Below are 25,191 nucleotides of genomic sequence, written 5' to 3' on the forward strand. Positions count from 1 at the left end.
CCCCCTGAACCCCCAGTTCCCGTACCTCAGTTAGGAACCACCTGCCATGACCTCCACCTCCCGCCTGCGCACCCTCGGCAAGAAGACCGCGGGCCCCGGCCGCCCCGTCTATGTCACCGGCGAGATCGGCATCAACCACAACGGCGACCTCGAGAACGCCTTCGCCCTGATCGACGCGGCCGCCGACGCGGGCTGCGACGCGGTGAAGTTCCAGAAGCGCACCCCGGAGATCTGCACCCCGCGCGACCAGTGGGACATCGAGCGCGACACCCCCTGGGGCCGGATGACCTACATCGACTACCGCCACCGCGTGGAGTTCGACGAGACCGCGTACCGCGCCATCGACGAGCACTGCAAGAAGCGCGGCATCGACTGGTTCGCCTCCCCGTGGGACACCGAGGCCGTCGCCTTCCTGGAGAAGTTCGACCTGCCCGCCCACAAGGTGGCCTCCGCCTCCCTGACCGACGACGAGCTCCTTCGCGCCCTGCGCGCGACCGGCCGCACGATCATCCTCTCCACGGGCATGTCGACCCCGCGCCAGATCCGCCACGCGGTCGAGGTCCTCGGCTCCGACAACATCCTTCTGTGCCACGCCACTTCGACGTACCCGGCGAAGGCCGAGGAGCTCAACCTGCGCGTGATCAACACGCTGCAGGCCGAGTACCCGAACGTGCCGATCGGCTACTCCGGCCACGAGACCGGCCTGCAGACCACGCTCGCCGCGGTCGCCCTCGGCGCCACTTTCGTGGAGCGCCACATCACCCTCGACCGCGCCATGTGGGGCTCCGACCAGGCCGCCTCCGTCGAGCCGCAGGGCCTGACCCGCCTGGTGCGCGACATCCGCACCATCGAGGCCTCGCTCGGTGACGGCGTCAAGAAGGTGTACGAGTCGGAGCTCGGCCCGATGAAGAAGCTGCGCCGCGTCCAGGGCGTCGTCGCCGACGCCGGTGACCGCGAGCCGGTCGCGGTCTGACGGCCCCTTTCGAGGGTGACGTCATGACGTCCGCACACGGGCCCGCCGCACCCGCTGCCTCGTCGGCGGGGGCGGCGGCCCCGACGCTGGCTTTCGTCGAGAGCCCCGTGCAACTGCTCAACGTCCTGGAGTGGGCGCACGGGGCCGGCGGCGGGACGGCGACGATCGTCGTCCTGTCCCCGACGGACCCGATGACCCGCGGCCAGCTGCGCCGGATGGCCGAACTCGCCCGCGGGGAGGGCCATACCGTCCGCTGGGAGGAGGCCCGTGAGGGGGCGCTCGCGCCCCTGCACACGATCGGCGGACTCAGCCGGCTGCTGCGCAGGGCGGCGCGCGTGGTGATCGGCGACCCGTTCAGCCGCTACGTGCAGCTGCTCCTGACGCTGAGCCGGGCCCGCGACATCGTGGTCGTCGACGACGGCACCGCCACGATGGAGTTCATCGCCCAACTCGCGGGCGGGGAACGCCTGGTGCGCTGGCACCGGCGCGGCGGCCGGCCCGGTCCGCGCGATCTCGTGTTCGCCCCGTTCTCGGCGGCCGCGCGCCGCCGGCTCACGCCGCGCCCCACGCGTACGGTCTCGGTCTTCTCCTCGATGCCGGTGAACGCCCCGGAGGGTGTCTCCGTCACGGAGAACGACTTCACCTGGACCCGCACCCGCTTCGGCCCGCCCCGCATCACCAAGGGCGCGGACCTGGTGGGCACTTCCCTCGTGGAGACGGGCGTCGTGGACCCCGACCACTACCTGGAAGCGGTCCGCACGCTGGCCAAGACCCACGGCGCGACCCGCTACTTCGCCCACCGCCGCGAATCCACCCCCAAGCTCCACCGCCTCGCCGTGGAGACCGGCCTGGAGATCGTCCGCCCGGACCTCCCCCTGGAACTCATCGCCCGCAGAGGCCCCATCGGCCACCGCATCCTCAGCTTCCCCTCCACAGTCGTCCACACCCTGCCGCTCGCCCTCGCGGGCACGGGCGTCGAGGTCGCGGTCTGCGACATCGACCGCTCCTGGCTCACGGCCAACGCATCCCCACGAGCCGAGGGCTTCCTCTCGGGGGTCACGGGGACGGCGCGGGGTGTGCATCGGCTGCAGTCGGTGCGGGTGGCGTAGGGGCGGGCGGACGCTGTACGCCGCTGCGTGGTGAGGTCAGAATGCCGCCATGGCCGATGACGGGGAACCGTGCGCCGAAGCACCGTCCTTCCTCTCGTGTGCGAGGGAAGTGGTGCGACTGCTTGGGCTGGAGGAGTCGTCGGCGTTGGAACAGTCGAGGTGGGGAAGGTCGGCGCCCCCGCCGGGGCCGGGGCGGGCGCGCGCACTCGCCGCCGCGGCCCGTAAGCCGCTGCTCGAACGCCCCACGCTCCCCGAGGAGTTCTTCGCTCCGCTGATGGCCGCGTCCGTCCACGACCCCGACCCCAGCTTCTGCCGCTGGTTCGTCGAGCCCGCCGTGTACTCCTTCGGCCGCCGCCGGGTCTGTGCGGCACTGCTCGCGTATCTGCGCGACGGCACGGACGCGGAGCGCCTGGGCGCGATGCGTGCCTGGTACTCCGCGTGGGTCACACCGAGGGCGGAACGCTCCCCGGCTTACGGACCCGGCGGCGTACGGGATCCGGCGATCGACGAGACGCGTGACATCGCGACGGCCTGGCTGGAGTCGGCATTCGACCTCTTCGCCACGACGACGGATCTGCGGATACACCGCAGGCTCGTGGGCGAACTCCCACTCCAGCGCATAGCGTGCCCACCGCATCTGCAGCCCCGACTCGACCGTGCGCTCGGGATCGCCCGAGCGCACGCCGACCCGTATGTCCGCCACTGGGCGGCCGACGTGGACCGCGGCCGGCCGACTCAGTGGTGGCCACCCGATGACGGTGAACCGTCCCCTTAGTGCCCGTGCCCCCGTCGGTCGATCTCCCGCAGGAGGGCCCATGCCATGGCCGCCTCGCCCTTTGCGTTCGGGTGGAAGGGGGCCGCCGGGCTGGTCGGCTGCAATGGCTCGACCCAGCGGGTCTCCGGGGCCTGGCAGACGTCGTGGCCGATCGTCGGGGTGTACGTGTCCACGAAGCGCGCGCGGTTGTCGCGGGCGACGTCGCGCAGCATGGCGTTCAGGCGCTTGCCGGTGTCCCGCAGGTACGGGACGTCGCCCTCGGCCTGCTGCACGTACGGCCAGCAGCCCTTGCCGCTGTCCGCGACGATCACCGGATAGCCGACGACGTAGACGCGGGCCCGCGGGGCGCGGTCGTGGATCGCGTCGATGACCTTCTCGATCTTCGGCGCGGTGTTCGCGATCCGCGCGGCCAGCTGGTCGGTGCCGCCGGCCGTGTACTGCTTGGTGCACGGACTGCCGTACGGGTCCGTGAAGCTGAGCCGCGTACACGTACCGACGATCTCGCCGAAGCCGATGTCGTTGCCGCCGATGCCGACCGTCACGAGCGTGGTCCGCTTGTCGAGCGCGTCCAGCTGCGGCGGGTTCGTGCCCTGCTGCTGCCACATGTGCTCGGTGGTCGCCCCGCCGCAGCTCACGTCCTTGAACGAGGCGGGCCGGATCTTCCAGGCCGCCACGGACGGGTAATTGCGGTTGGAGCGCGCGCAGTTCGCGTCGACCTGGTCCGGGATGCCGGGACCCGAGGTGTACGAGTCGCCGAGCGCGACATAGCGCTCGCCGCGGTGCTGCCCGCCGTGACCCCCGTGCCCGCCCGGCCCGGCCTGCGCGGGAGCGGCCGTCGCCGCGACGACGAGGGCCGCCGCCCCGCCCGCCGCCAGTGCGCCGAGCGCCCCCCGTCGCGATCTGCCGCCCCGTGCCGCCGTGTACGCCTGTTCCCCCACGCCTGCCTCCGCTTCACGTACGCCACTGCATTCCAATACTGACTGGTCGGTAGCGTCGGGGCGGGACCCCGCCCTGTCAATGGATCCGGCAGCGTGCGACGGTGCGGGTTTGGCCGGGACTCGCCCGGGGAAGCCGATGCGAACGATTCAAAGCGAAATTTCATACCCCCGGTACGGTGCAGCTATGCACGACAGCCCCGATTTTCTTACCCCAATCTGGCTGAAGTTTTGTTGATCGAGGCTTAGTTGGCCCCTGCATCGCCTTACGCTTGCGAGGGTGAACCAACTGATGTCCCGTACGACCGACAGCCCGGAGGGCGAGCCCGCAGTCGGGGATGCCCTGCCCGGCGTGCTCCCCGAGAGGCTGCGCGCCGAGCTCATCGCCTTCCGGCGCGATATGCACATGCACCCGGAGCTCGGCAATCAGGAGTTCCGGACCACGGCCGCGCTCAAGAAGCGCCTCGAGGCGGCGGGCCTTTCACCCCGTGTGCTCGACACGGGCACCGGCCTCGTATGCGACATCGGCACATGGGACGGCCTGCGCCCCATGCTCGCGATCCGCGCGGACATCGACGCGCTCCCCATCCCGGACACCAAGACCGAGGCGCCCTACCGCTCCACGGTCCCCGACCGCGCGCACGCCTGCGGCCATGACGTCCACACCACGGCCGTCCTGGGCGCGGGCCTGGTCCTCGCCGAGCTGGCGGCCGCGGGTCAACTGCCCAGGCCCGTACGGCTGCTGTTCCAGCCGGCCGAAGAGGTGCTGCCCGGCGGCGCGGCCGACGCCATCGCCTCCGGCGTCCTGGACGGCGTGGGCAAGATCATCGCGGTGCACTGCGACCCGAAGGTGGACGCCGGCCGGATCGGTCTGCGCCACGGCGCCATCACCTCGGCCTGCGACCGCCTCGAGGTCGCCCTCGACGGCGCCGGCGGCCACACGGCCCGTCCGCACCTGACCACGGACCTGGTCACCGCCGCGGCCCGGGTCGCCATCGACGTCCCGGCCCTGGTGGGGCGCAGGGTCGACGCCCGGGCGGGTCTGGCCGTCACCTGGGGCCGTATCGAAGCCGGCCACGCCCCCAACGTGATCCCCCAGCACGCCGAGCTCTCCGGCACCATCCGCTGCCTGGACCTCGACGCCTGGCGCACGGCGCCCGACCTCGTGCACGCCGCGGTCCAGGAAGTGGCCGACCTCCACCGGGCGAAATCGGCCATCAACTACATCCGCGGCGTCCCCCCGGTCGTCAACGACCCGGTGATCACCGACCTGTTGCGCGACGCGATGGTGGCCCGCCGCGGCGCCCTCTCGGTCGAGGACACCGAACAGAGCCTGGGCGGCGAGGACTTCTCCTGGTACCTGGAGCACGTCCCGGGCGCGATGGCCCGCCTAGGCGTCCGCACCCCCGGCGAACGCACCTCGTGCGACCTCCACCAGGGCGACTTCGACGCGGACGAGTCCGCGATCGCAGTCGGCGTCGAACTCTTCACGGCAGCCGCACTCCTGGACGGCGGACGCCCGTAGTACGTGGTGGTGGCCGGGGGACCAATCGTTCAGGCGGAAAGCCCCAATACGGGCATCGGTCAGGACGTTTGGTCCCCCTTTCACCGTTGCGGTCAGCGGCCCGCGCCCAGGAAGTGGAATGTTGGGTTCGGGTGCATCAGGAAGTCGTGGTGGGAGATGTTCCATGCGTAGGCTCCCGCCAGGGCGAAGGCCACGCGGTCGGCTGCGCGCAGGCCGGTGGCCGGGACGGCGCGGGACAGGACGTCCTTCGGGGTGCAGAGCTGGCCGGCGAAGGTGACGCGGTCCCCATGGGCGCGCGGGCGCGGCCACGGGTGGGGCCAGGGGGCGTCCGAGGCGAGGACCGTGCAGGGCTGGTTGTGGCCCTTGGTGGCGGGGGTGCGGATGTGGTGGGTGCCGCCGCGCACCACGGCGAACTCCTCACCGTGGCTCCGCTTCACATCCAGGACCTCCGTCGCGTACCAGCCGCAGTACGCGGTCAGGGCGCGACCCGGCTCGATACGCAGCGTCAAGTCCGGATGCTGGACGAGTAGTTCGGTAAGGCCTTGACCGTACGTCGTCCAGTCGAAGCGAGAGGAAGGGTCGGCGTAGTCCACGTTCATGCCGCCGCCCACGTTGACCTCCGGGAGGCGGATGCCGTGCCGGCCCGCCAGGGCGAGCGACCACGAGACGACCGACTCGGACAGGGCGAGCAGCGCGGGGGCGCCGAGACCGCTGGCCAAGTGGGCGTGGACGCCCAGGAGTTCCAGCTGCGGGTACGTCCCGTCGGTCAGGAGGCGCACGAGCGGGTCGGCCTGCGACGGGTCGAGGCCGAACGGGGTCGGGTGGCCGCCCATCGCGAGCGCGCTGGTCTCCAGGGAGCCGTCGGGTAGCGAGAGGTTGAAGCGCAGGAGCACGCCCGGCCGTAGGCCCGGAGCGACCCGCCGAGCCAGCGCGGCCAGCAGGTGGAGCTCGTGCTCGCTCTCCACGTGGAAGCGCCGCACCCCGAGTTCGAGCGCCGTCGTGATCTCGGCCGGGGTCTTGCCGGGTCCCCCGAAGGCGAGCGCGCGCCCGGGGGCCGCCTTCGCCACATGGGTCAGCTCGCCGCCCGAGGAGACCTCGTAGCCGTCCACGTACGGGCCGAGCGCGGCCAGGATCTCCGGCTCCGGGTTGGCCTTCGCCGCGTAGTAGAGCTCGACCTGCTCGGGGAGCGCGGCTCGCACGGCCTGTGCGTGAGCGCTGAGGGATTCCAAGTCGTAGATATACGCCGGGAGTTCGGACGAGGGGAGTGAATCGATCCGTTCGCGGACGGAAGGCGTAGGGGCGGTCATCGGGCGCTCCAGGGGTCGAAGGAGACGGACGCGCCGGACAGGACGGACTCGGCGAGCGGCGACGGCAGCCGCACATAGCCCGCCGCCCGGTCCGCCTTGCGCTCCCACCGCGTCAGCAGATTGGCCTTCGCCGGCAGCGGTACGCCCGCGAGCAGCGCGGCCAGACGCGGCGGGCAGCCGTACGCGTCGGCGTGGTCCTCGAGGACGGCGCGGACCGCGGCCCACAGCGCGGGCTCGAGCGACGGGTGCAGATCGGCGAGCGCGGCCAGCATCTCGCTGACGTGGTTGACGAGCAGGCAGTACACCACCCGGTCCCAGCCGCGTTGGGCGTCGTACGACATCGGGCCCGCGACCTCGGGCGGCAGCCCCGCCAGGGTGTCGGCGTGGTGCTCGGGCAGCAGCTTGGTGCCCTCCAGGTCGCGGAAGAGGACCTGGGCGGGCATGCCGTCGTCGCCGACGCAGACGAGGACGTTCTGGAGGTGGGGTTCGAGGACGAGGCCGTGGTCGAAATACGCGGCGAGCACGGGCGGCACGAGCAGCTTCAGATACGCCCGCCACCAGGCAAGGGCCCGCTGCGGACCCGCGTCGCCGAGGAGGTGCGAGAGATGCCCGGGTCCGGTCGGGTACTCGTCGGCGACCGCGCCCGCCAGGAGGGGTGTGGTGCCGGGCAGCAGACGGCGCGAAAGACCCTCGCGGACGATCACGCCGAAGCCCTCCAGGAGCGCCACGTCGGGCGTGCCGTCGGCGCCGGGCAGCGCCAGGCTGCGGTACGCGGGTTCGCGGAGCATCGCGCTGCCCGGGAAGCGGGCGGCCAGATCGGCCAGCGCCCCGTCCAGGAAACGGGTCAGGGCCACGGCGCCGGACAGCTCGTAACTGGCGTTCTTGCGCAGGCAGTTGGTGATCCGCACGTTCAGGCTGAACTTCAGGAACGTATCGCCGTCGTAGAGCGTGCGCACCGAGGCCGTGGCCGCGAAGGGCCGCGCGCTCGGCCCGAGGTCGAGGAGGTCGCCGCGCGCCAGGGCCGCGCGCAGGCCCGGGTGGTCCTGGAGCAGGGAGAGCTGCCAGGGGTGCGCGGGCAGCAGCCGGTAGCCCTCGGGTACGTCCGGGTGCAGCCGGTCGAGCGCGGCGGCCGCGTCGGGCCGGGCCAGTTCCTCGGCGACGAGGTGCTCCCGGACGGCGAAGAGCCGCAGCGGGAAGGAGGCCCCGGCCTCGGGGGCGTACGCGGCCCAGGAGGCGGCGTCGCCGCTGCGGGCCTTGGGCGTGGGGTGGAAGCGGTGGCCGAAGAGCAGGGACTGTTCGGAGGCGAGATACGCCCCCTGGCCCTCGGCGCCGGGGCGGGAACCGTGGACGGCGAGCGCGGACCGTACCCCCTGATGACTGGACGCCACCTGCTCCAGGAACTCCTCGTTGCGCACCCCCGTCCGCAGCGACAGCTCGGCCTGCGTGTACTCGGCCAGGCTGCGCCAGTCCGCCTCGCCCCAACGGCCGTTCTCCTGGACGTAAACCGGGCCGGTGTAGCGGTGCGCGCCGAGCAGCGAGGTGCGGCGCAGCGCGACCCGCAGCAGCACGCCGGCGCGGGGCAGGCGCAGCAGCAGATGGCCGTCGCAGACCGCGGTCTGGTGCTCGGGCGCGGAGACTTCGCGCAGCAGACAGTTGAGGAGGGTGTGGGCCACGGCCCAGTCGGCGGAGGGCAGTTCACGCGGGGTCGACGGCGGGGCGGGGACGGTGCCCGTGGGCAGCGACATCAGGGGCTCCAGCGGATGCGGACGCGGATGCGGGGAGAGCGGCGGAACAGGGCGGGCAGCGCGATGGCGCCGGCCGTGCCCAGGGCGACGGCGGTGCCGGTCAGCACGGGGGCGGCGGGTCCGAGCAGGCTGTTGCCCGCGGCGGCGGCCAGTCCTGCGGCGACGGCGCCGCCCTTGGAGACGAATTCGAGCGAGCCGAACATCCCGCCGGGCGAACGGCCCTTGGCGCAGTCGGCGGCGAGCACGGACAGACAGACCAGGCCGAGCGTGAGCCCGATGCCGAGCAGCAGCCGTACGGCGGTGAAGGCGGCGAGCGAACCGGCGAGCGGATGGCCGGCCAGACCGAGCGCGATACAGCCGAAGCCGAGCGCGATGCCGAGCCGGGGACGTCCCACGAAGCGGTCGTGCACCTGCATCGCGCAGAGCAGGTAGCACAGGTGCGGCAGGGCGAAGAGCACTCCGGAGACGGCCGGCGAGACGCCGGGTATTCGGTCCTCCACGAGCGCGATCAGATACGGGAAGGAGATCACGGTCGAGAACACGAAGGTGAACTCGTAGACGAACAAGGCCCGCAGAGGCTTCGCCTCGGCAAGCGGTACGACGGCCTCGGACGCGAGGGCCGCCGGCGTGCCGCCCGGCTCGGGCAGCAGACACAGCATCACCGCCGCCGCGAGCGGCAGCACGGCGAGCAGCGCGTACTGGCGGTGCGGCGAGATCCAGGGCGACAGCGCACCGACCACGATCGGCGCGGCGACGAGGGCGGCCCGTGCGCTGCCCTGCATCAAGGTGAGCGCCTTGGACAGACCGGGGCCTTCGAGGGCGGCCGCCAGATAGCCGTTGGACGCCGCGAACGTGCCGCCGAGGATGCCCTGGAGCACCAGTGCCGCGGTGAACGCGGCGAGGGACTCGGCCCAGCCGGCGAGCAGAAACGCCACAGCCAGACCCAGTTGGGCCCGGAGCAGCAGCCGCTTGCGGCCGAACCGGTCCGCGAGCCGGCCCCACAGCGGTGCGCCCAGCGCACCGAACACCGTGGGCACGACGTACAGCAGACCGGCCCAGCGGGCGGTCTCGTCGCCCAACTCCGGGAGGATTTCCGTGAGATACGGAGGCAGGCCGAGCGCGGCGAACGACGCCACGAAGTAGCAGCCGGCCACGGCGTGCACCTGCCGGCGCCCCAAGGCCGTCGGCCGCCCCTCCGCGCCGCCCGTCGTCCGTACCCCTTCAGCGGTCGCACTCATCGGCGCTCACACTCCGCGCAGCAGGTAGTTGGGGCCGGTGGTGTAGTGCTTGTTGATGTCGGCGGCGCCCGAGCGTTCCTTGCTGAGCAGGCTGCCCGCAGTGACCATGGCCTTGACCGGCAGCCGCTCGGCGTCGAGTACGTGCTTGCGCAGTACGGCGCCGGATCCGGCGTCCATCCGTGCGACGGCCTGCGCGAGGCGGGCGCGCACCAGGGCGAGCAGCCCGTCGAGCGGGGCGCGGCCGTGCCGGGCGAGACCGAAGGCGTAGGCGCCGGCGCACAGGTGCACCGTGATCGTCGTGAACAGGGCGGTCACGGCGTCGTCGGTGTCGCCGAAGGTCCGCGCGTCGTCGAACTCGCTCTCGTCCACGGCGTCTTGACCGAGCGTCGAGCGCAGCCGAAGGCGGTTGATGCGCGGCCCGTCGTTGTCCTTGAAGAGAAGCCGCAGCCGGGTGCGTCCCTCGTGCTCGTCCAGGACGAGCGAGATGTTCTGCTGGTGCGACTCGAGCGCGATGCCGTACGCGAAGAGCGTGGTCCCCCAGTCGAAGAGCAGCGTGAGACAGGCGTCGACAAGAGCGGTCGGGTCGCCGCCGTAGAAGCGCTCCGCGAGCGGGTCGATCAGGAGCCGGCCGCCGGGTGCGCGGCTCAGGAGCGCCGCCATCGGCAGCACCACGGCGTCGTCGAGTCCGGCCGGGCAGGACCGCAGCAGCACGGCGAGCAGTTCGTGCCCGGCATGGACGTAACGGCTCTCGTCGGCGTGCAGGATCACACCCCGGAAGCGGGGCTCACGGGCCAGGACGGTCTCGATCAGACGCTGGCCCGCGGCGCCGTCCACGAGGGTTCCCGGCTTGATGGTGCGCCGGTTGCGCAGCCCCAAGGTCGCGGTGGCCAGCGGCAGTTTGAGGTGCTGGGCGGGGTCGTCGGCGAGGGCGACGGTGCGCATGGACAGGGTCGGGACGACGTCCGCGTACGGCTTCTCGGCGAGTACGGCGTGTGCGTCGAGGCCTGTGGCGCGCAAAGCGTCACGCAGTGGTGCGCCCAAGGTGAGCGGGTGCACCGGGAGGGCCAGATGGGACTGGGTGAGCGCGGGCAGGCCGAGGTCGGCGGGGGAGGGCCAGAAGCCGGGCAGCTCGCCGCTCGACGTGAGCGCGTCCTTGGGCAGGGCGAGCCAGCGCAGGGCGAAGCGCGGGTGGAACTCGGGGGCGTAGGCGCGCAGTTGGCTGTCGTCCAGGCCCGAGCGCCCACGGGCGGTCGGGTACACGGGGTGGTCGAGATGGGCCGCGAGCGTGTCGTACGCGAGTCCGGCGCCGAGGCCCGTCCAGCGGGCGGGGTCGGCGCCGTGCCGGGCGGTCAGACCGCGCAGGACGGCGGCGTGGCCGTGCGCGTGCAGCCGCATGGTGGCGAGGGTCTGCCGGCACTCCTCGGTGAAGGCGTCGAATCCACCGCGGTCCTCGGGGTCGGCGAGGGGCTTCAGCGCGGCCAGGATGCGGTCCGTGTCCGAGAGCCGGGCGCCATCGGATTCCCGCAGCAGATACGGGAGTCGGGCCCCGTACTCACTCTGGAAGCCGTCCTCGACGACGGGCAGCAGCAGCGCGTCGTGCCCGTCGGCGGAAGGCGACAGCGCACCGTGCCCGTCGGCGGAAGACAGCCGCAGCCACGGGCCGTCCGCGCGCCGCACCACCGTGCTGCGTGTCCGCAGCCCCACCACGTCCTCACGCAGCAGCGCACTCAGCACGCGCAGCGTCAGCTCGGAGGAGACGTCGGACGCGACCTCGACCTCGGATGGAGCCACGCCACCGTCCATCCCCACCCCGCGCGGACCCACAACAGCCGCCCCCGCTACGGCAGCAGCAGCCCTCACGGCGTGATCACCCACCGCTGCCGGGCCAGGAACTCCGCCACCACCCGGTCCACCGCGCCCTGATCGGTACCGATGGCCCGCAGCACCCCCAGATAGTCCCGGTTGGTGCCGTACAGCGCATGCCGCTCGCCGACCGCACGCAGCGGCCGGTACGTCATCCGAACGCCGTCGACGTCCAGGTCCTGCGCCTCGGGCGCGGCGGTGAGCGTGCCGGCCTCGGAGGCGTACGGGTACTCGAGCCGCGCCCGGCCGTCACCACGCGCACCGAGATCCGCGGGCAGCGGCTCGCCCAGATGCGTACGGAGGATGTGCTCGAAGAGCGGGAGGTCCAGGAGCTGGGCGAGCAGCAGATCGCACTGGTCGCCGATGGCCCGGTAGTTGACCTCGATGATCCGCGCGCGGCCCTCGTGCACCACGAACTCGGTGTGACAGACGCCGAAACCGACGCCCAGGGCGTCGAGTTGAGCGAGCACCTGCTCGACGACCGGCGCGGGATGCGAGGGCACGAACGTGAGGCGCTCCTCGATGAACACCGGAGGCGCGGACACCCCGGTGTGGAAGCCGCCGAGTACATGGCGGCGCGTGCCGTCCCCGAGGGTCTCCAGGGTGTACAGCTCGCCGGGCAGATACTCCTCGACCACGAGCGCGGCCCCGGGCCGCCGGCCCTGTATCTCCTTGCAGCGCAGGGCGAGTTCGGCGGGCCCGTCGACGAGCACGACATCCTCGCTGGCCACCCCCTCGCGCGGCTTGACCACGCACGGGTACGGAACATCGAGCGAGGCGAGACCGGCCGGATCCGCTTCCGCGGGCAGCTCGGCCGACCAGACCGTGTCCGCACCGGAGGCGGCGAGGTGGCGGCGCATCGCCGCCTTGTCCTTGGCGCGCAGTGCGGCCCGCCAGTCCTTGCCCGGCAGTCCGAAGTAGTCGGCGGCCAGGGCGGCCTGGGTCTGCAGATGGTCGCTGTTGGTGAAGACCGCGTCGGGCCGGTGGTGCGTGCCGATACGCGTGATCACGGCACGGAAGTCGCGTACGTCGCACTCCAGGACCTCCACGCGGGAGGCGAACTCAAGGTCCTGGTAGGCGCGTTGGTGCAGCTCCGGACGGTCGGTCAGCAGGGTGACATCGAGCCCGAGCCTCGCGGCGGCGGGCAGAAAGCCCTCGGTGACCGAGTCGGTGGGGACGAGAGCGAGCAGGTACAGCCGCATGGGCTGAACCCCTTCCACGTGTGGGGTGAGCGTGAGGGGGGTGGGCCGGGCCGCCATGGGGGAGTGCGGCCCGGCCCGGAGGGGGCGGAGCGGCGGCGTTACGCCTTCGGCAGCTCGACGCCCGCGGCCTTCGCGACGTCCGCGAGCATGTGCTCGGCGGCCTGGACGCCGATGCCGGACATCCAGGTCTCGTCCGGGACGGTGAAGACCTTGTCGTTCTTGACGGCCCCGAGGGACTTCCAGACCGGGTTGGACGTGACGTCCTTCTGCTTGGTCTTGGAGGGCTCGTCGGCCAGCGTCACGAAGACCAGGTCGGCCTCGGCCTTGTCGATCTGCTCGGGGCTGACGTCGAGCATCGTGACCTCGGGGTCGGTCGAGGACTGCGACTTGGGGCGCTCGAGGCCGATGTCGTCGAGGACCACACCGCTGTACGAGGACTTCTGGTAGAGCCGGGTCGGGCCTGCCACGAAGCGGACCACCGAAGCGGACGGCATCTTCCCGTCGTACTTCTCCTTGATGGCCTCACCCAGGGCCTTCGCACGTCCCTCGTACGCCTTCAGGGCGTCGCCTGCCTGCTTCTCCAGGCCGAGCGCCTCCGCGTGGACCTTCAGGTTCTCCTTCCAGGGGCCGCCGGTGGTCTCCGTGAACACGGTCGGGGCGATGCCCTTGAGCTTGTCGTAGACCTTCTCGTGGCGGACCTTCGAGGACAGGATCAGGTCGGGCTTGAGGGAGGCGATCAGCTCCAGGTTCGGCTCGAGCAGCGGACCGACGTCCTTGGCGCCCTGCACCTTGTCGCCGAGGTACTCGGGGAAGCCGCCCGCGGTCTTGAAGTGCGGGGAGACGGCGCCGACCGGCTTGATGCCGAGCATCGTCACCGAGTCCAGCTCGCCGGTGTCGAGGACGACCACGTTCTTGGGCTGCGCGGGGATCTCGGTCTCGCCCATGGCGTGCTTGACGGTCCGCGGGAAGGCCTCGGACGCCGCACCGGCGTTCTCCGTCTTCTTGCCGTCGCCGGCCTTCTCGCCGCCGCAGCCGGTGAGCGCGGTGGCGCCGATCGCGAGGGCGGCGAGCGCGGTGCCGAGGCGGCGCAGGCCGCGCGGGGTGGTTCTGGTGGACATGAGGGTTTTCTTCCTGTTGTGAGCGGTGACTGAGGATTTCCAGCCGTACGGGGAGGGGGACTTCGGCCCGTTCAGGCAGGCGTGCGCCGTCCGGTCGGACGGTGCTTGGGGATGACGAGCGGGGTGCCGGACTCCGGGTCGGGGATCACCCGGCAGTCCACGTCGAAGACCGACTTGACGAGTTCCGCGTCGAGCACGTCGGCCGGCGGTCCGGCCGCCGCGAGCCGCCCGTCCTTGAGGACCACCAGGTGGTCCGCGTAACGGGCGGCCTGCCCGAGGTCGTGCAGCACCATCACGACGGTGCGGCCCGCCTGGGCGTGCAACTCGGCCACCAGATCGAGGACATCGAGCTGATGGCGCAGATCGAGGAAGGTGGTGGGCTCGTCGAGCAGCAGCAGATCCGTGTCCTGGGCCAGCGCCAGGGCGATCCACGCGCGCTGCCGCTGACCGCCGGACAGCTGGTCCACGGGCTGGTCGCGCAGCACGGCGGTGCCGGTGCGCTCCAGTGCCGCGTCCACCGCCGCCTGGTCGGCGGACGACCAGGGGCTCAGGAGTCGCTGATGCGGATAGCGCCCGAGCCGCACGAGCGCCTCCACGGTGATCGCCTCGGGCGTCACCGGCTGCTGCGGAAGCAGCCCCATCCGGCGGGCGAGCGCGCGGGCCGGCATCCGGTGGATGTCCGTGCCGTCCAGCGCCACGGTGCCGTCGGCGGGGGCGAGCAGCCGGGTCAGGCCGCGCAACAAGGTGGACTTTCCACAGGCGTTGGGCCCGACGATCGCGGTGACCGCGTCCCCGGGCAGCACCAGGTCGAGACCGCCGACGATCACACGGTCGCCGTAGCGCAGATCGAGGCCACGGGTGGAGAGCTCATTGCGCCGCGCCCCTTCCGGGGTGGCGTCGGCGGGCGCGGAAGGCGCCGGAACCGCGCTCTTACGTGCCACCGGCTCGGAGGCGCCCTTTTCGGAGGCCAGCTGCTCGGACGTCATACGGAGCTCCTGTGGACGGGCCTGCTCTGACGGATCATCAGTACGAGGAGCCAGGGAGCGCCGAGCGTCGCCGTGACCACGCCGACGGGCAGCCCCTCGACCGGCAGCAGGTGCTGCACCACCAGGTCGGACGAGAGCAGCAGTACGGCTCCGACCAGGCAGGACAGTGCGGTGGTCGCGGCCGTGGGCGGGCCGGCCACGAAGCGCACCAGATGCGGTACGGCGAGTGCGACGAAGGCGACCGGGCCGGTGAGCGCGGCGGCCAGGGACGCCAACGCGATGGCGGTGATGAGCAGTTGGAGGCGCGCCGCCGATACGTTGATGCCGAGCGCGCCCGCCGACTCGTCCCCGAGGTCGAGCACCGCGAGCCGCCGGTGCAGGACGAACGCGGCGGCCAGGGCCACGGCGCCGGCCACGGCCGCGGCGCCCACCTCGGTCCAGGTGCGCCCGTACAGCGAACCGGTCGTCCACTGCAGGGCCGCCCCGGCGAGCTCGGCCGGGAAGCGCACGACCATCAGGTTCACGGCCGCGGCGAGACCCGCCTGGACGGCGAGGCCCACGAGCACGAGGCGGGTGACCGTCAGGCCCGAGCGCCAGGCGAACACACCGAGCAGCAGCGCGGCGAGCAGTCCACCGCCGAGCGCGCCGAGCGGGATGAACGAGGCCGAGGCCCCGGTGGCGAGCAGCACCACCGAGCCGAAGGACGCACCGCCCGTAATGCCCATGACATCCGGAGACGCGAGGGGATTGCGGAAGAGCCGCTGGAGCAGCGACCCCGCCACGCCGAGCCCCGCGCCGGCGATCAGCGCGGCCGCGATCCGCGGCGCCCGGAACTCCTGCACCACGAACACATCGCCCTGGTCGCCGAGTCCGAACAGGGCGCGCACCGCGACGGACGCCGCCATCGGCATCTGGCCCAGGGTGAGCGCGGTGACGGACAGGGCCACAAGCGCGGCGGCGGCGAGGGCGCCGAGCAGCAGCACACGGCGGCGGATCCGGGCGGGAGCGCTCGAGGGCCGCGCAGCCACCGGGGCTTCGACGAGGCCGGTCATCGGGCCACCCTCCGCGCGAGTACGGCGAGCAGCGGCGCGCCCAGGAAGGCGCTGACGATGCCCACTTCGAGCTCCGAGGGTCGGATGACGACCCGGCCGAGCACATCGGCGGCGAGCAGCAGCAGCGGTCCCGCGATCAGGCACCCGGGCACGAGCAGCCGGTGGTCACCGCCCAGGAACGGCCGTACGAGATGGGGTGCGGCCAGACCGATGAAGCCGATGGGACCGGCGACGGCCACCGCGGAACCGGCGAGCAGCACGACCGCGACGGCGCCGGCGAGCCGGATACGGGCCACCGGGACGCCGAGCGCCTGGGCCGAATCGTCGCCGAGGGCAAGTGCGTTGAGCGCCGGGGTGACCGCGAGCGCGACCAGGAGCCCGAGCGCCAGCGTCGGCAGGACCGGGTAGAGCACGTCGAGGGGGCGCTCGGACAGGGAGCCGGCCAGCCAGAACCGGGCCTCGTCCAGCGTGCGTTCGCTCGCCAGCATCACGGCGGAGGTCCAGGAGAGCAGCACGAGCTGGAGGACCGTACCGCCGAGGGCGAGCCGCACCGGCTCGATGTCACCGGACCTGCGGGCGAGCAGCAGCGCGAAGAACATCGCGCCCCCGGCCCCCGCGAACGCGAACCACACATATTGGACGGGCTGGTTGAGCCCGAGCGCGTAAATGGCGACAACCACCGCGAATCCGGCACCGGCGTTGATGCCGAGGGTGGTCGGCGCGGCCAGCGGATTGCGCGTGATGCCCTGGGCAACGGCTCCCGCCACGCCGAGCGCGGCACCGACCGCGAGGCCGACGACCGTACGGGGCAGCCGCAGCCCGGTCACCACGAGGGCGTCCTTGCCGTGCGCGTCGCCGAACAGGGCCCCGAACACCGTGGACAGCGGCACCGCCCTGGCCCCGAGGGCAAGGCTCAGCGCGGCGCACAGCGCCAACAGGGCCACCCCGACGAGGAGGAGAGGTATCCGCTGGGCGGATGCGGAGGGGGCGCCGATGGTGACACCCCGTGCGGTCTTGGACACGCGGAGGACTTTAGGTTAGGCATACCTAAGTCTGTCAACTTGCCGTGAGGCGGCCGAGGGCTCGGGGTCGCGCCCGTGCACCGAGATCGCCACGACTGTGGCTAAGGTAAGCCTCGCCTTATGGCGATGTCGATGAGGGGAGTGCTGTTGAAGGCGAGATCGGCCACACTGCCGGCTGTTTCGGCCGAAAACGGCGCCTCGTTGCTGACGGAGACGTATCAACTCCTGCTCCGCACCTGCGCGTCACTGCGCGTCGAGCTGGTCCGTCCCGCCGGCGGGACCCCTCCGGCAGTCGACGCGGCGGCCCTCGCCGCCCGCCCCGGCCTCCTCGACGCGGCCGCCCTGGCCGCCGACCCCGGCCTCCTCGACACCGTCATCGACGGTGAAGCCGCCCGTATCCAGGCCGAGTTCGGCCCCGCGCCACGACGCGAGGTCGCCGCGTCCCGCCTCATGCACCACTACCTGTGGAGCGTCGGGCTGCTCATGAGCGGCCCCTGGTACCTGGCCCGCCGCGTACCGCGGATCCGCCCGCGCGACGTCCGTATCGACCCGGTGACCGCCGAACTCGCCCTCGCGCCCGGCGGGTTCACCTGCCTGCCCGACGACCGCGCGGCGGGGATGCGGGGCGTACGGGTCGTCGCGCACGAGGAGGCGCTGCGCGCCGAGTTGCGCTCCGCTTTCGCCGACCACGTACGCCCGCTGCTCGCCGTCGCGGCCCCCGCCGTGCGCCGCGGGCCGCGCGCCCTGTGGGGCATGGCGGGCGACGATCTGGTCTCCGGCATCTGGTACCTGGGCCGGATGCTCGGACAGGAGGAGCGTTCCGTACGGGCCGCCGGAGCACTCCTGCCCACCGGCATCCCACCGTTCCCCGCAGGTGCCGACTTCCGTCGGCTGCAAGGGAGTTCGGGGCACTCGCACCTGACCCGCACCCGCGCCGGATGCTGCCTCTACTACGCCATCCGCACCTCGCCCGACTCCACCGCGCAGCCGCCGCAGGCCTGCGGCACGTGCCCCCGCGTCTGCGATGCCGAGCGGCTGCGCCGCCTTGAGCTGGAACGCGAAGCGGAATGAGATCCACTGGTTCCCGTTCCCGGCGTCACCTGCGCGTAACGCCCCCGGCACCCCGTCGACTCACCCGCACGCGCCCTCGCCACGTTTCGATAACGTCCCGGCGAAACCCCGTTCCCCTGCATTTCTACGCGCGTTACTGTGCGCCGAAACCAGCGTCACTGCGCGCTGAAATCGGCGTCCGCAGGGGCGCGTTGGGGATCGTGGGGGTCGTTGGGATGAAGGGGATGCTTCCAATGCGGCAGAAGCGGCGGATATCGAGGCTCTCCAGGGTGGCTGTGGCGGTCTCCGCCCTGGCCCTCGCGGCGAGTGCGTGCGGCAAGACGAGTACCGAGAGCAACACGCCGGAAGAGACCAAGGGCGGCGACAAGGGGGGCAGCTCCTCCTACAAGGGCAAGGGCATCGGCCTCGCGTACGACATCGGCGGCCAGGGCGACCAGTCGTTCAACGACGCCGCGTACGCCGGGTACGAGAAGGCCAAGGCCGAGTTCAAGATCGGCGGCGTCGACGTCGAGCCGTCCGACGGCGAGTCGGACGCCGACAAGGTGCAGCGCCTCACCGCGCTCGCGAAGCAGGGCTACAACCCGGTGATCGGCGTCGGCTTCGTCTACGCCAAGGCCGTCGGCGAAGTGAGCAAGAAGTTCCCGAAGACCACCTTCGCGGTCATCGACGACACCACCGTCAAGGAGCCCAACGTCGCGGGCCTCGCCTTCTCCGAGGAGCAGGGTTCGTATCTCGCGGGTGTCGCGGCCGCCAAGGCGACCAAGACCAAGACCGTCGGCTTCATCGGCGGTGTGGAGATCCCGCTGATCAAGAAGTTCGAGGCGGGCTTCGTCCAGGGCGTCCAGGACACCGACAAGTCGGTGAAGGTCAAGACCCAGTACCTCACGCAGCCGCCCAACTTCGACGGCTTCTCCAAGCCGGACCTCGGCCGGGAAGCGGCGAAGGGCCAGCTCGACGCCGGCGCCGACGTGATCTACCACGCCGCGGGCCTGGCCGGTCAGGGCTCGATCGAGGCCGTCGCCGCGGAGAAGAAGTGGGCGATCGGTGTCGACTCCGACCAGTACAACCAGAAGGCCCTGGACAAGTACAAGGCCTACATCCTCACCTCGATGACCAAGGACGTCGGCGGGGCGGTCTACTCCCTCACCAAGTCCGTCATCGAGGGCAAGCCGCTCAGCGGTGAGCAGCGCTTCGACCTCAAGGCCGGCGGCGTGGGCCTGTCCGACTCCAACCCCGCGTTCAAGGAGATGACGGACGTCGTCGACGCCGTCGCCAAGGCCAAGAAGGCCATCGAGGACGGGACCATCACGGTGAAGTCCACGCCGTAACTCTTCGTCACCCGAGCATGACCCACTGCGCCGGACCGGCCGTTTCCGCTGGTCCGGCGCATTGCTTTGGTGCATGGGACAAAAGCCACAAGCTGTGAGTCCAGTCACCAGCGGATAACAGGTGTTCCCAAGCGGTTTTAACTTTTGTCTACGCGCGTTACGCTGCGGCGAAACCTGCGCCACTCACTGGCGCTTGCACTAAGGAGTACGACCCATGCACCGGGTGTCCCGATTCGCGGTTGCAGGCGCTGCTGCCACCGCGCTCGCCGTCTCCCTTGCCGCCTGTGGCGGCAAGTCCACCGACTCCGGCTCTTCGTCCTCGGACGACTCCAAGAGCAAGGGCGTCGCCATCGCCTACGACATCGGCGGCAAGGGCGACCAGTCCTTCAACGACGCTGCTTACGCGGGCATGGAGCGCGCGATGAAGGAGCTGAAGATCGGCGGCGAGGACGTCGAGCCCTCGGACGGCGAGTCGGACGCCGACAAGATCCAGCGCCTCACCTCGCTGGCCAAGCAGGGTTACAACCCGGTCATCGGTGTCGGCTTCGCGTACGCGCCGGCCGTCAAGGAGGTGGCCGCGAAGTACCCGGACACCACCTTCGGCATCGTCGACGACGAGACCGTCCAGGCGAAGAACGTCGCGGACCTCGTCTTCTCCGAGGAGCAGGGCTCCTACCTCGCGGGTGTGGCCGCCGCCAAGGCGACCAAGTCGAAGACCGTCGGCTTCGTCGGCGGTGTCGAGACCCCGCTGATCAAGAAGTTCCAGGCCGGCTACGAGCAGGGCGTCAAGGACACCGACCCGTCGGTCAAGGTCCGCTCGCAGTACCTGACCCAGCCGCCCAACTTCGACGGCTTCTCCAAGCCGGACCTCGGCAAGGAAGCCGCCAAGGGCATGATCGACGGTGGCGCCGACGTGGTCTACCACGCCGCGGGCCTGGCCGGTCAGGGCTCCATCGAGGCCGCCGCCGAAGCCAAGAAGTGGGCGATCGGTGTCGACTCGGACCAGTACAGCCAGAAGGCTCTGGCCAAGTACAAGGACTACATCCTGACCTCGGTCACCAAGGGTGTCTCCGACGCGGTCTTCAACCTCGCCAAGTCGGTCCAGGACGGCAAGCCCGAGACGGGCGTCATCCGCGCCGACCTGAAGTCCGGTGGTGTCGCTCTGGCCGACTCCAACCCCGACTTCATGAAGATGACCGAGGTGCAGGAGGCCGTCAACAAGGCCGAAGAGGGCATCAAGGACGGCTCCATCAAGGTCAAGACCACCCCGTAATACCTGAAGTCACGACGTTCACTGTCGTGACACGGGACGGGAACGGGGTACGGCGAGCATCATCTCTCCGTACCCCGTTCCAGTCCGCGCCGAAGGCCACCCGCACGAGGCCTCGGCACTTCAACACTGACGTTGCTGTTGTTTTCCGGGGGGTACCCCCGGACCCCCCAGGGGCGTTGCGCAGGACGCCCCTTCCCTGAGGAGAGTCGCCATCAAAGCGTCCAGCAGCCCTCCGGCCGACGGCCAGGCGCCTGCCGTAGAACTGGCGGGCATCACCAAGCGCTTCCCCGGTGTCGTGGCCAACCACGACATCCACTTCAGCGTCCGCAAGGGCACCGTGCACGCCCTGGTCGGGGAGAACGGCGCGGGCAAGTCGACGCTGATGAAGATCCTCTACGGCATGCAGAAGCCGGACGAGGGCACCATCGCCATCAACGGCGAGACGGTGACGCTGGGAAGCCCCGCCGACGCGATCACCCGCGGCATCGGCATGGTGCACCAGCACTTCATGCTCGCCGACCAGCTCACGGTCCTGGAGAACGTGGTGCTCGGCAGCGAGAAGCTGCACGGCATCGGCGGCCAGGCCCGTAAGAAGATCAAAGAGATCTCCGACGCGTACGGACTCGGCGTCCGGCCCGACGCCATGGTCGAGGACCTCGGTGTCGCCGACCGCCAGCGTGTGGAGATCCTCAAGGTCCTCTACCGCGGCGCCCGCACGCTGATCCTCGACGAGCCGACCGCGGTGCTCGTGCCGCAGGAGGTCGACGCGCTCTTCGACAACCTCCGCGAGCTCAAGGCCGAGGGCCTGTCCGTCATCTTCATCTCGCACAAGCTCGGCGAAGTCCTCGCCGTCGCCGACGAGATCACGGTCATCCGCCGCGGCACGACGGTGGGCACGGCGGTCCCTTCTCAGACCACGCCGCGCCAGCTGGCGGAGCTGATGGTCGGCAGCGCGCTGCCGACGCCCGAGACCAGCGACTCGACGGTCACCGACCGGCCGATGATCCAGGTCGACTCCCTGCGCCTGGAGGGCGAGGGCGGTCGTGCGCTGCTCGACGACATCTCCTTCACGATCCACGAGGGCGAAGTCCTCGGTATCGCGGGCGTCGAGGGCAACGGCCAGACCGAGCTGATCGACGCGCTCATCGGCCTCAAGGGCGCCGACTCCGGCACCATCCGCCTGGCCGGCGACGAGATCACCACCTGGCCCACCCGCAAGCGCCGTGAGGACGGCATCGGGTACATCCCCGAGGACCGCCACCGCCACGGCCTGCTGCTCGAATCCCCGCTGTGGGAGAACCGCATCCTCGGCCACGTCACCGAGAAGCCCAACGCCAAGGGCGTCTGGCTCGACCTCAAGGCCGCGCAGGCCGACACCAAGCGGATCGTCGAGGAGTACGACGTCCGTACGCCCGGTATCGACGTCACCGCGGCCTCCCTCTCCGGCGGCAACCAGCAGAAGCTGATCGTCGGCCGCGAGATGAGCCACAAGCCGCGCTTCCTGATCGCCGCCCACCCCACGCGCGGCGTGGACGTCGGCGCGCAGGCGCAGATCTGGGACCAGATCCGCGAGGCCCGCCGCGAAGGACTCGCCGTCCTGCTGATCTCCGCGGACCTGGACGAGCTGATCGGTCTCTCCGACACCCTGCGCGTGATCTACCGCGGCAAGCTCGTCGCGGACGCCGATCCGGCGACCATCACGCCCGAGGAGCTCGGCTCCGCGATGACGGGCGCCGCGACCGGTCACCTGGAGCGCGACGAGGACGCCGAGCTCAGTGCGGCCCTCCTGCTGGAGCAGGCGGCCCGCGAGGACGCTCCCGCCGCGCAGGACGCGCAGGACGCCGACAACGCAGTGGACGCCCCGGAGGACGAGGCCCGATGAAGAAGTTCGACAAGGAGCGGGTGCTGCTCGCACTCGCCGGACCGGCCATCGCGCTGGTCGTGGCCGTGGCACTGACCTCGATCGTGCTGCTCATCTCGGGCAAGAGCCCGTTCGAGCCGTACTCGATCATGTTCGAGCAGGCCACGTTCTCCGATATCCAGGTCCTGATCGTCAATCAGGCCACGATGTACTACCTGGCCGCCGTCGCCGTGGCGGTCGGCTTCCGGATGAACCTGTTCAACATCGGCGTCGACGGCCAGTACCGCCTGGCCGCGATGACCACCGCACTGGTCGGCGCGCATGTCGCACTGCCGTCCTTCCTGCAGGTGCCGATGCTGATCCTGGTCGCCATGCTCACCGGCGCCTTCTGGGCCGGCATCGCGGGCATCCTCAAGACCACGCGCGGCGTCAGCGAGGTCGTCTCCACGATCATGCTGAACGCGATCGCGACCAGCCTGATCGCCTGGCTCACCCAGGCCGAGAACTTCGGTGTCCTGTCGGGCAACAACACCACCACCGGCCTCATGAGCGAGTCCGGCTGGATCCCCGGCATCGAGCTCGCCGGCGGCAAGATCTACGGCCTCATCGTGCTCGCGGTCATCGTCGGTGTCGCGTACTGGCTGGTCCTCGGCCGCACCCGCTTCGGCTTCGACCTGCGGGCCACCGGCGCCTCCGAGTCGGCCGCCGCGGCCAGCGGTGTGAACGCCAAGCGCATGGTCCTCACCGCGATGCTGATCTCGGGCGCGCTCGCCGGCATCGCCGGCCTGCCGCTGCTGCTCGGCCACTCGCACACGTACGACCTGACGTTCCCGGCCGGTCTCGGCTTCACCGCCATCGGCATCGCGCTCCTCGGCCGCAACCACCCCGTCGGCATCGTGTTCGCGTCTCTGCTGTGGGCCTGGCTCGACAAGGCCTCGCAGGAGCTCGATTACCACGGTTACGACAAGGAGATCGCGGTCATCATGCAGGGCCTGATCGTCCTCGCGGTCGTCATCAGTTACGAGGCCGTACGCGTCTGGGGCCTCAAGCGTCAGCAGCAGCGCGTCGGCGAAGAGCTCGCGGCAGCCGCCCGTAAGTCGAAGAATTCCGAGGAGGTGGCTGCCCGATGAGCACGGCAACCGACGTCAACAAGCCCACGGTGCAGCCGCGTCCGACCGGTCGCAGGCTCTCCCTGGCGAAGGTCATGATCGGTGTCGCGGGCCTCCTGGTCCTCGTCTCGATCGTCCGCCTGATCACCGGCGCCGACGGCATCACCTCCGTCGGCCAGATGTCCACCGCACTCAAGCTCGCCGTGCCGATCGGCCTCGCCGGTCTCGGCGGTCTGTGGGCCGAGCGCGCGGGCGTCGTGAACATCGGCCTCGAAGGCATGATGATCCTCGGCACCTGGTTCGGCGCCTGGGCCGGCTACCAGTGGGGACCGTGGACCGGCCTCCTCATGGGCATCGTCGGCGGTGCGATCGGCGGTCTGATCCACGCGATCGCCACCGTCACCTTCAAGGTCAACCACATCGTCTCCGGTGTCGCGATCAACATCCTCGCGATCGGCGCGACCCGCTACATGTCGACCTTCGCCTTCGAGGACGTCGAGGGCGGCACCTCGAAGCAGTCCCCGCCGGTCGAATCCCTCGGCAACTTCTCGATCCCGGGCCTGTCCACCTGGCTGGACTCGCTCAACGAGAAGGGCTGGTTCCTGATCTCGGACATCGCGGGCCTGCTCGGCGGGGCGGTGACGAACCTGTCGCCCCTGACGGTCATCGCCATCGCCCTGGTCCCGTTCACCTGGTGGGCGCTGTGGCGTACGGCCTTCGGTCTGCGCCTGCGCTCCTGCGGTGAGCACCCGGTCGCGGCCGAGTCGCTCGGCGTCAACGTCTACAAGTACAAGTACCTGGCCGTGATCATCTCGGGCGGTTTCGCGGGCCTCGGCGGCGCGTTCCTCTCGATCGTCTCCGCCAGTTTCTACCTCGAGGGCCAGACCGGCGGCCGCGGCTACATCGGTCTCGCCTCGATGATCTCCGGCAACTGGATGCCGGGCGGACTCGCGATGTCCGCGGGCCTGTTCGGCTACACCGACAGCCTCAACCTCCGCGGCGGCGGCGTGAACGTGCACGCGCTGCTGCTGCTCCTGGCGATCCTCCTGGTCATCGCGCTCGGCTGGCAGCTGTGGAGCAAGCGGTACGTGCCGGCGCTGATCACCTCGGTGATCGCGGCCCTCGTCCTCGTCTGGTACCTGATGACCGACGAGGTCCCGAGCCAGTTCGTGACGGCCACGCCGTACGTGGCGACGCTCCTCGTCCTGGCCCTGTCGGCCCAGCGCCTGAGGATGCCGAAGGCGGACGGCCTGCCCTACTACAAGGGCCAGGGCAAGTGACCCAGGCTCCCTTCGACTGGGAGCAGCTTCGGACGGCGGCCCGGGACGCGATGTCCCGGGCCTACGCCCCGTACTCGAACTATCCGGTCGGCGCGGCGGCTCTGGTCTCCGACGGCCGGGTCGTGACGGGCTGCAACGTCGAGAACGCCTCGTACGGGCTCGGTCTTTGCGCGGAGTGCGGCCTGGTCTCGTCGCTCGCCGCGGGCGGCGGCGGCCGGCTCACGCACTTCACGTGCGTCGACGGCACGGGAGCGGTCCTGGTCCCGTGCGGCCGCTGCCGGCAGCTCCTGTACGAGTTCGGCGGGCCGGACCTCCTGGTGGAGACCCCGCAGGGGGTCCTGCCGCTGTCGGCCATGTTGCCGCAGGCATTCGGTCCTGATCACCTGAAGTAACAGTTGGGGCGGTTGCCCGCCCCGCAC

21 protein-coding genes are annotated in these 25,191 nt (G+C 71.1%); 11 read left to right on the forward strand and 10 right to left on the reverse strand.

The annotated features are described in order from the left end of the window. The first annotated feature begins 46 nt into the window (after positions 1-46). From G6045_RS16840 to G6045_RS16850, 3 genes are all read left to right on the forward strand, one after another. Complete coding sequence (locus tag G6045_RS16840) at positions 47-973, forward strand: N-acetylneuraminate synthase family protein (RefSeq protein ID WP_165332779.1); 927 nt, start codon at positions 47-49, stop codon at positions 971-973. A gap of 23 nt (positions 974-996) precedes the next feature. Further along, positions 997-2,082 (forward strand): hypothetical protein, encoded by a 1,086-nt coding sequence (locus tag G6045_RS16845; RefSeq protein WP_165332780.1) that lies wholly within the window; start codon positions 997-999, stop codon positions 2,080-2,082. A 145-nt stretch (positions 2,083-2,227) separates the two neighbouring features. Next, the gene (locus tag G6045_RS16850; RefSeq protein WP_165332781.1) at positions 2,228-2,857 is read left to right on the forward strand and encodes a hypothetical protein; all 630 of its coding nucleotides are present in this window, start codon (positions 2,228-2,230) and stop codon (positions 2,855-2,857) included. Here the strand turns inward: G6045_RS16850 and G6045_RS16855 are convergent. After that, positions 2,854-3,795 carry an SGNH/GDSL hydrolase family protein gene (locus G6045_RS16855; RefSeq protein WP_165332782.1) on the reverse strand — a complete coding sequence of 314 codons (942 nt, stop codon included), beginning with the start codon at positions 3,793-3,795 and terminating at the stop codon, positions 2,854-2,856. The two genes, G6045_RS16850 and G6045_RS16855, sit on opposite strands and share 4 nt — an antisense overlap. A 277-nt stretch (positions 3,796-4,072) precedes the next feature. Between G6045_RS16855 and G6045_RS16860 the strand changes: the two genes are divergently transcribed. Next, positions 4,073-5,317 (forward strand): amidohydrolase, encoded by a 1,245-nt coding sequence (locus tag G6045_RS16860; RefSeq protein ID WP_165332783.1) that lies wholly within the window; start codon positions 4,073-4,075, stop codon positions 5,315-5,317. 92 nt (positions 5,318-5,409) lie between these two features. On the opposite strand, the gene G6045_RS16865 is transcribed toward G6045_RS16860, so the two are convergent. The 9 genes from G6045_RS16865 to G6045_RS16905 form a co-directional block, all read right to left on the reverse strand. Further along, entirely contained in the window at positions 5,410-6,624 is a 1,215-nt protein-coding gene (locus G6045_RS16865) for a type III PLP-dependent enzyme (protein WP_165332784.1), read from the reverse strand. Further along, positions 6,621-8,369, reverse strand: a complete 1,749-nt coding sequence (locus G6045_RS16870; RefSeq protein WP_165332785.1) for an IucA/IucC family protein — start codon at positions 8,367-8,369, stop codon at positions 6,621-6,623. Before G6045_RS16870 ends, G6045_RS16865 begins: the two co-directional genes overlap by 4 nt. After that, on the reverse strand, positions 8,369-9,607 hold the full coding sequence (locus G6045_RS16875) for an MFS transporter (RefSeq protein ID WP_165332786.1): 1,239 nt from the start codon (positions 9,605-9,607) through the stop codon (positions 8,369-8,371). Before G6045_RS16875 ends, G6045_RS16870 begins: the two co-directional genes overlap by 1 nt. 6 nt (positions 9,608-9,613) lie before the next feature. Beyond that, positions 9,614-11,410, reverse strand: coding sequence for an IucA/IucC family siderophore biosynthesis protein (locus tag G6045_RS16880; protein ID WP_165332787.1), 1,797 nt, complete (start codon positions 11,408-11,410; stop codon positions 9,614-9,616). Positions 11,411-11,463: 53 nt separating this feature from the next. Further along, complete coding sequence (locus tag G6045_RS16885; RefSeq protein WP_165332788.1) at positions 11,464-12,672, reverse strand: ATP-grasp domain-containing protein; 1,209 nt, start codon at positions 12,670-12,672, stop codon at positions 11,464-11,466. Positions 12,673-12,770: 98 nt separating this feature from the next. Next, positions 12,771-13,790, reverse strand: coding sequence for an ABC transporter substrate-binding protein (locus G6045_RS16890; RefSeq protein ID WP_165332789.1), 1,020 nt, complete (start codon positions 13,788-13,790; stop codon positions 12,771-12,773). Positions 13,791-13,861: 71 nt separating this feature from the next. Beyond that, positions 13,862-14,776 carry an ABC transporter ATP-binding protein gene (locus G6045_RS16895; RefSeq protein ID WP_235967965.1) on the reverse strand — a complete coding sequence of 305 codons (915 nt, stop codon included), beginning with the start codon at positions 14,774-14,776 and terminating at the stop codon, positions 13,862-13,864. Then, on the reverse strand, positions 14,773-15,828 hold the full coding sequence (locus G6045_RS16900; protein WP_165332790.1) for a FecCD family ABC transporter permease: 1,056 nt from the start codon (positions 15,826-15,828) through the stop codon (positions 14,773-14,775). The genes G6045_RS16895 and G6045_RS16900 overlap by 4 nt, the downstream gene beginning before the upstream one ends. Further along, positions 15,825-16,793, reverse strand: a complete 969-nt coding sequence (locus G6045_RS16905; protein ID WP_328707806.1) for a FecCD family ABC transporter permease — start codon at positions 16,791-16,793, stop codon at positions 15,825-15,827. Before G6045_RS16905 ends, G6045_RS16900 begins: the two co-directional genes overlap by 4 nt. A gap of 204 nt (positions 16,794-16,997) precedes the next feature. Between G6045_RS16905 and G6045_RS16910 the strand changes: the two genes are divergently transcribed. The 7 genes from G6045_RS16910 (at position 16,998) to G6045_RS41485 (ending at position 25,164) form a co-directional block, all read left to right on the forward strand. Further along, a complete protein-coding gene (locus tag G6045_RS16910; RefSeq protein WP_235967968.1) occupies positions 16,998-17,921 on the forward strand; it encodes an iron-sulfur protein in 924 nt (307 codons plus the stop codon). A gap of 233 nt (positions 17,922-18,154) precedes the next feature. Further along, positions 18,155-19,249 (forward strand): BMP family lipoprotein, encoded by a 1,095-nt coding sequence (locus tag G6045_RS16915; RefSeq protein WP_165332791.1) that lies wholly within the window; start codon positions 18,155-18,157, stop codon positions 19,247-19,249. A gap of 214 nt (positions 19,250-19,463) precedes the next feature. Beyond that, complete coding sequence (locus G6045_RS16920) at positions 19,464-20,522, forward strand: BMP family lipoprotein (RefSeq protein WP_165332792.1); 1,059 nt, start codon at positions 19,464-19,466, stop codon at positions 20,520-20,522. A 211-nt stretch (positions 20,523-20,733) separates the two neighbouring features. Then, positions 20,734-22,404 carry an ABC transporter ATP-binding protein gene (locus tag G6045_RS16925; RefSeq protein ID WP_165332809.1) on the forward strand — a complete coding sequence of 557 codons (1,671 nt, stop codon included), beginning with the start codon at positions 20,734-20,736 and terminating at the stop codon, positions 22,402-22,404. Continuing rightward, entirely contained in the window at positions 22,401-23,513 is a 1,113-nt protein-coding gene (locus tag G6045_RS16930) for an ABC transporter permease (protein WP_165332793.1), read from the forward strand. The genes G6045_RS16925 and G6045_RS16930 overlap by 4 nt, the downstream gene beginning before the upstream one ends. Then, on the forward strand, positions 23,510-24,772 hold the full coding sequence (locus tag G6045_RS41480; protein WP_165332794.1) for an ABC transporter permease: 1,263 nt from the start codon (positions 23,510-23,512) through the stop codon (positions 24,770-24,772). The genes G6045_RS16930 and G6045_RS41480 overlap by 4 nt, the downstream gene beginning before the upstream one ends. Beyond that, positions 24,769-25,164 (forward strand): cytidine deaminase, encoded by a 396-nt coding sequence (locus G6045_RS41485; protein ID WP_165332795.1) that lies wholly within the window; start codon positions 24,769-24,771, stop codon positions 25,162-25,164. Before G6045_RS41480 ends, G6045_RS41485 begins: the two co-directional genes overlap by 4 nt. Positions 25,165-25,191 lie beyond the last annotated feature (27 nt).

Source organism: Streptomyces mesophilus, from assembly GCF_011044995.1.
Lineage (GTDB): Bacteria > Actinomycetota > Actinomycetes > Streptomycetales > Streptomycetaceae > Streptomyces > Streptomyces mesophilus.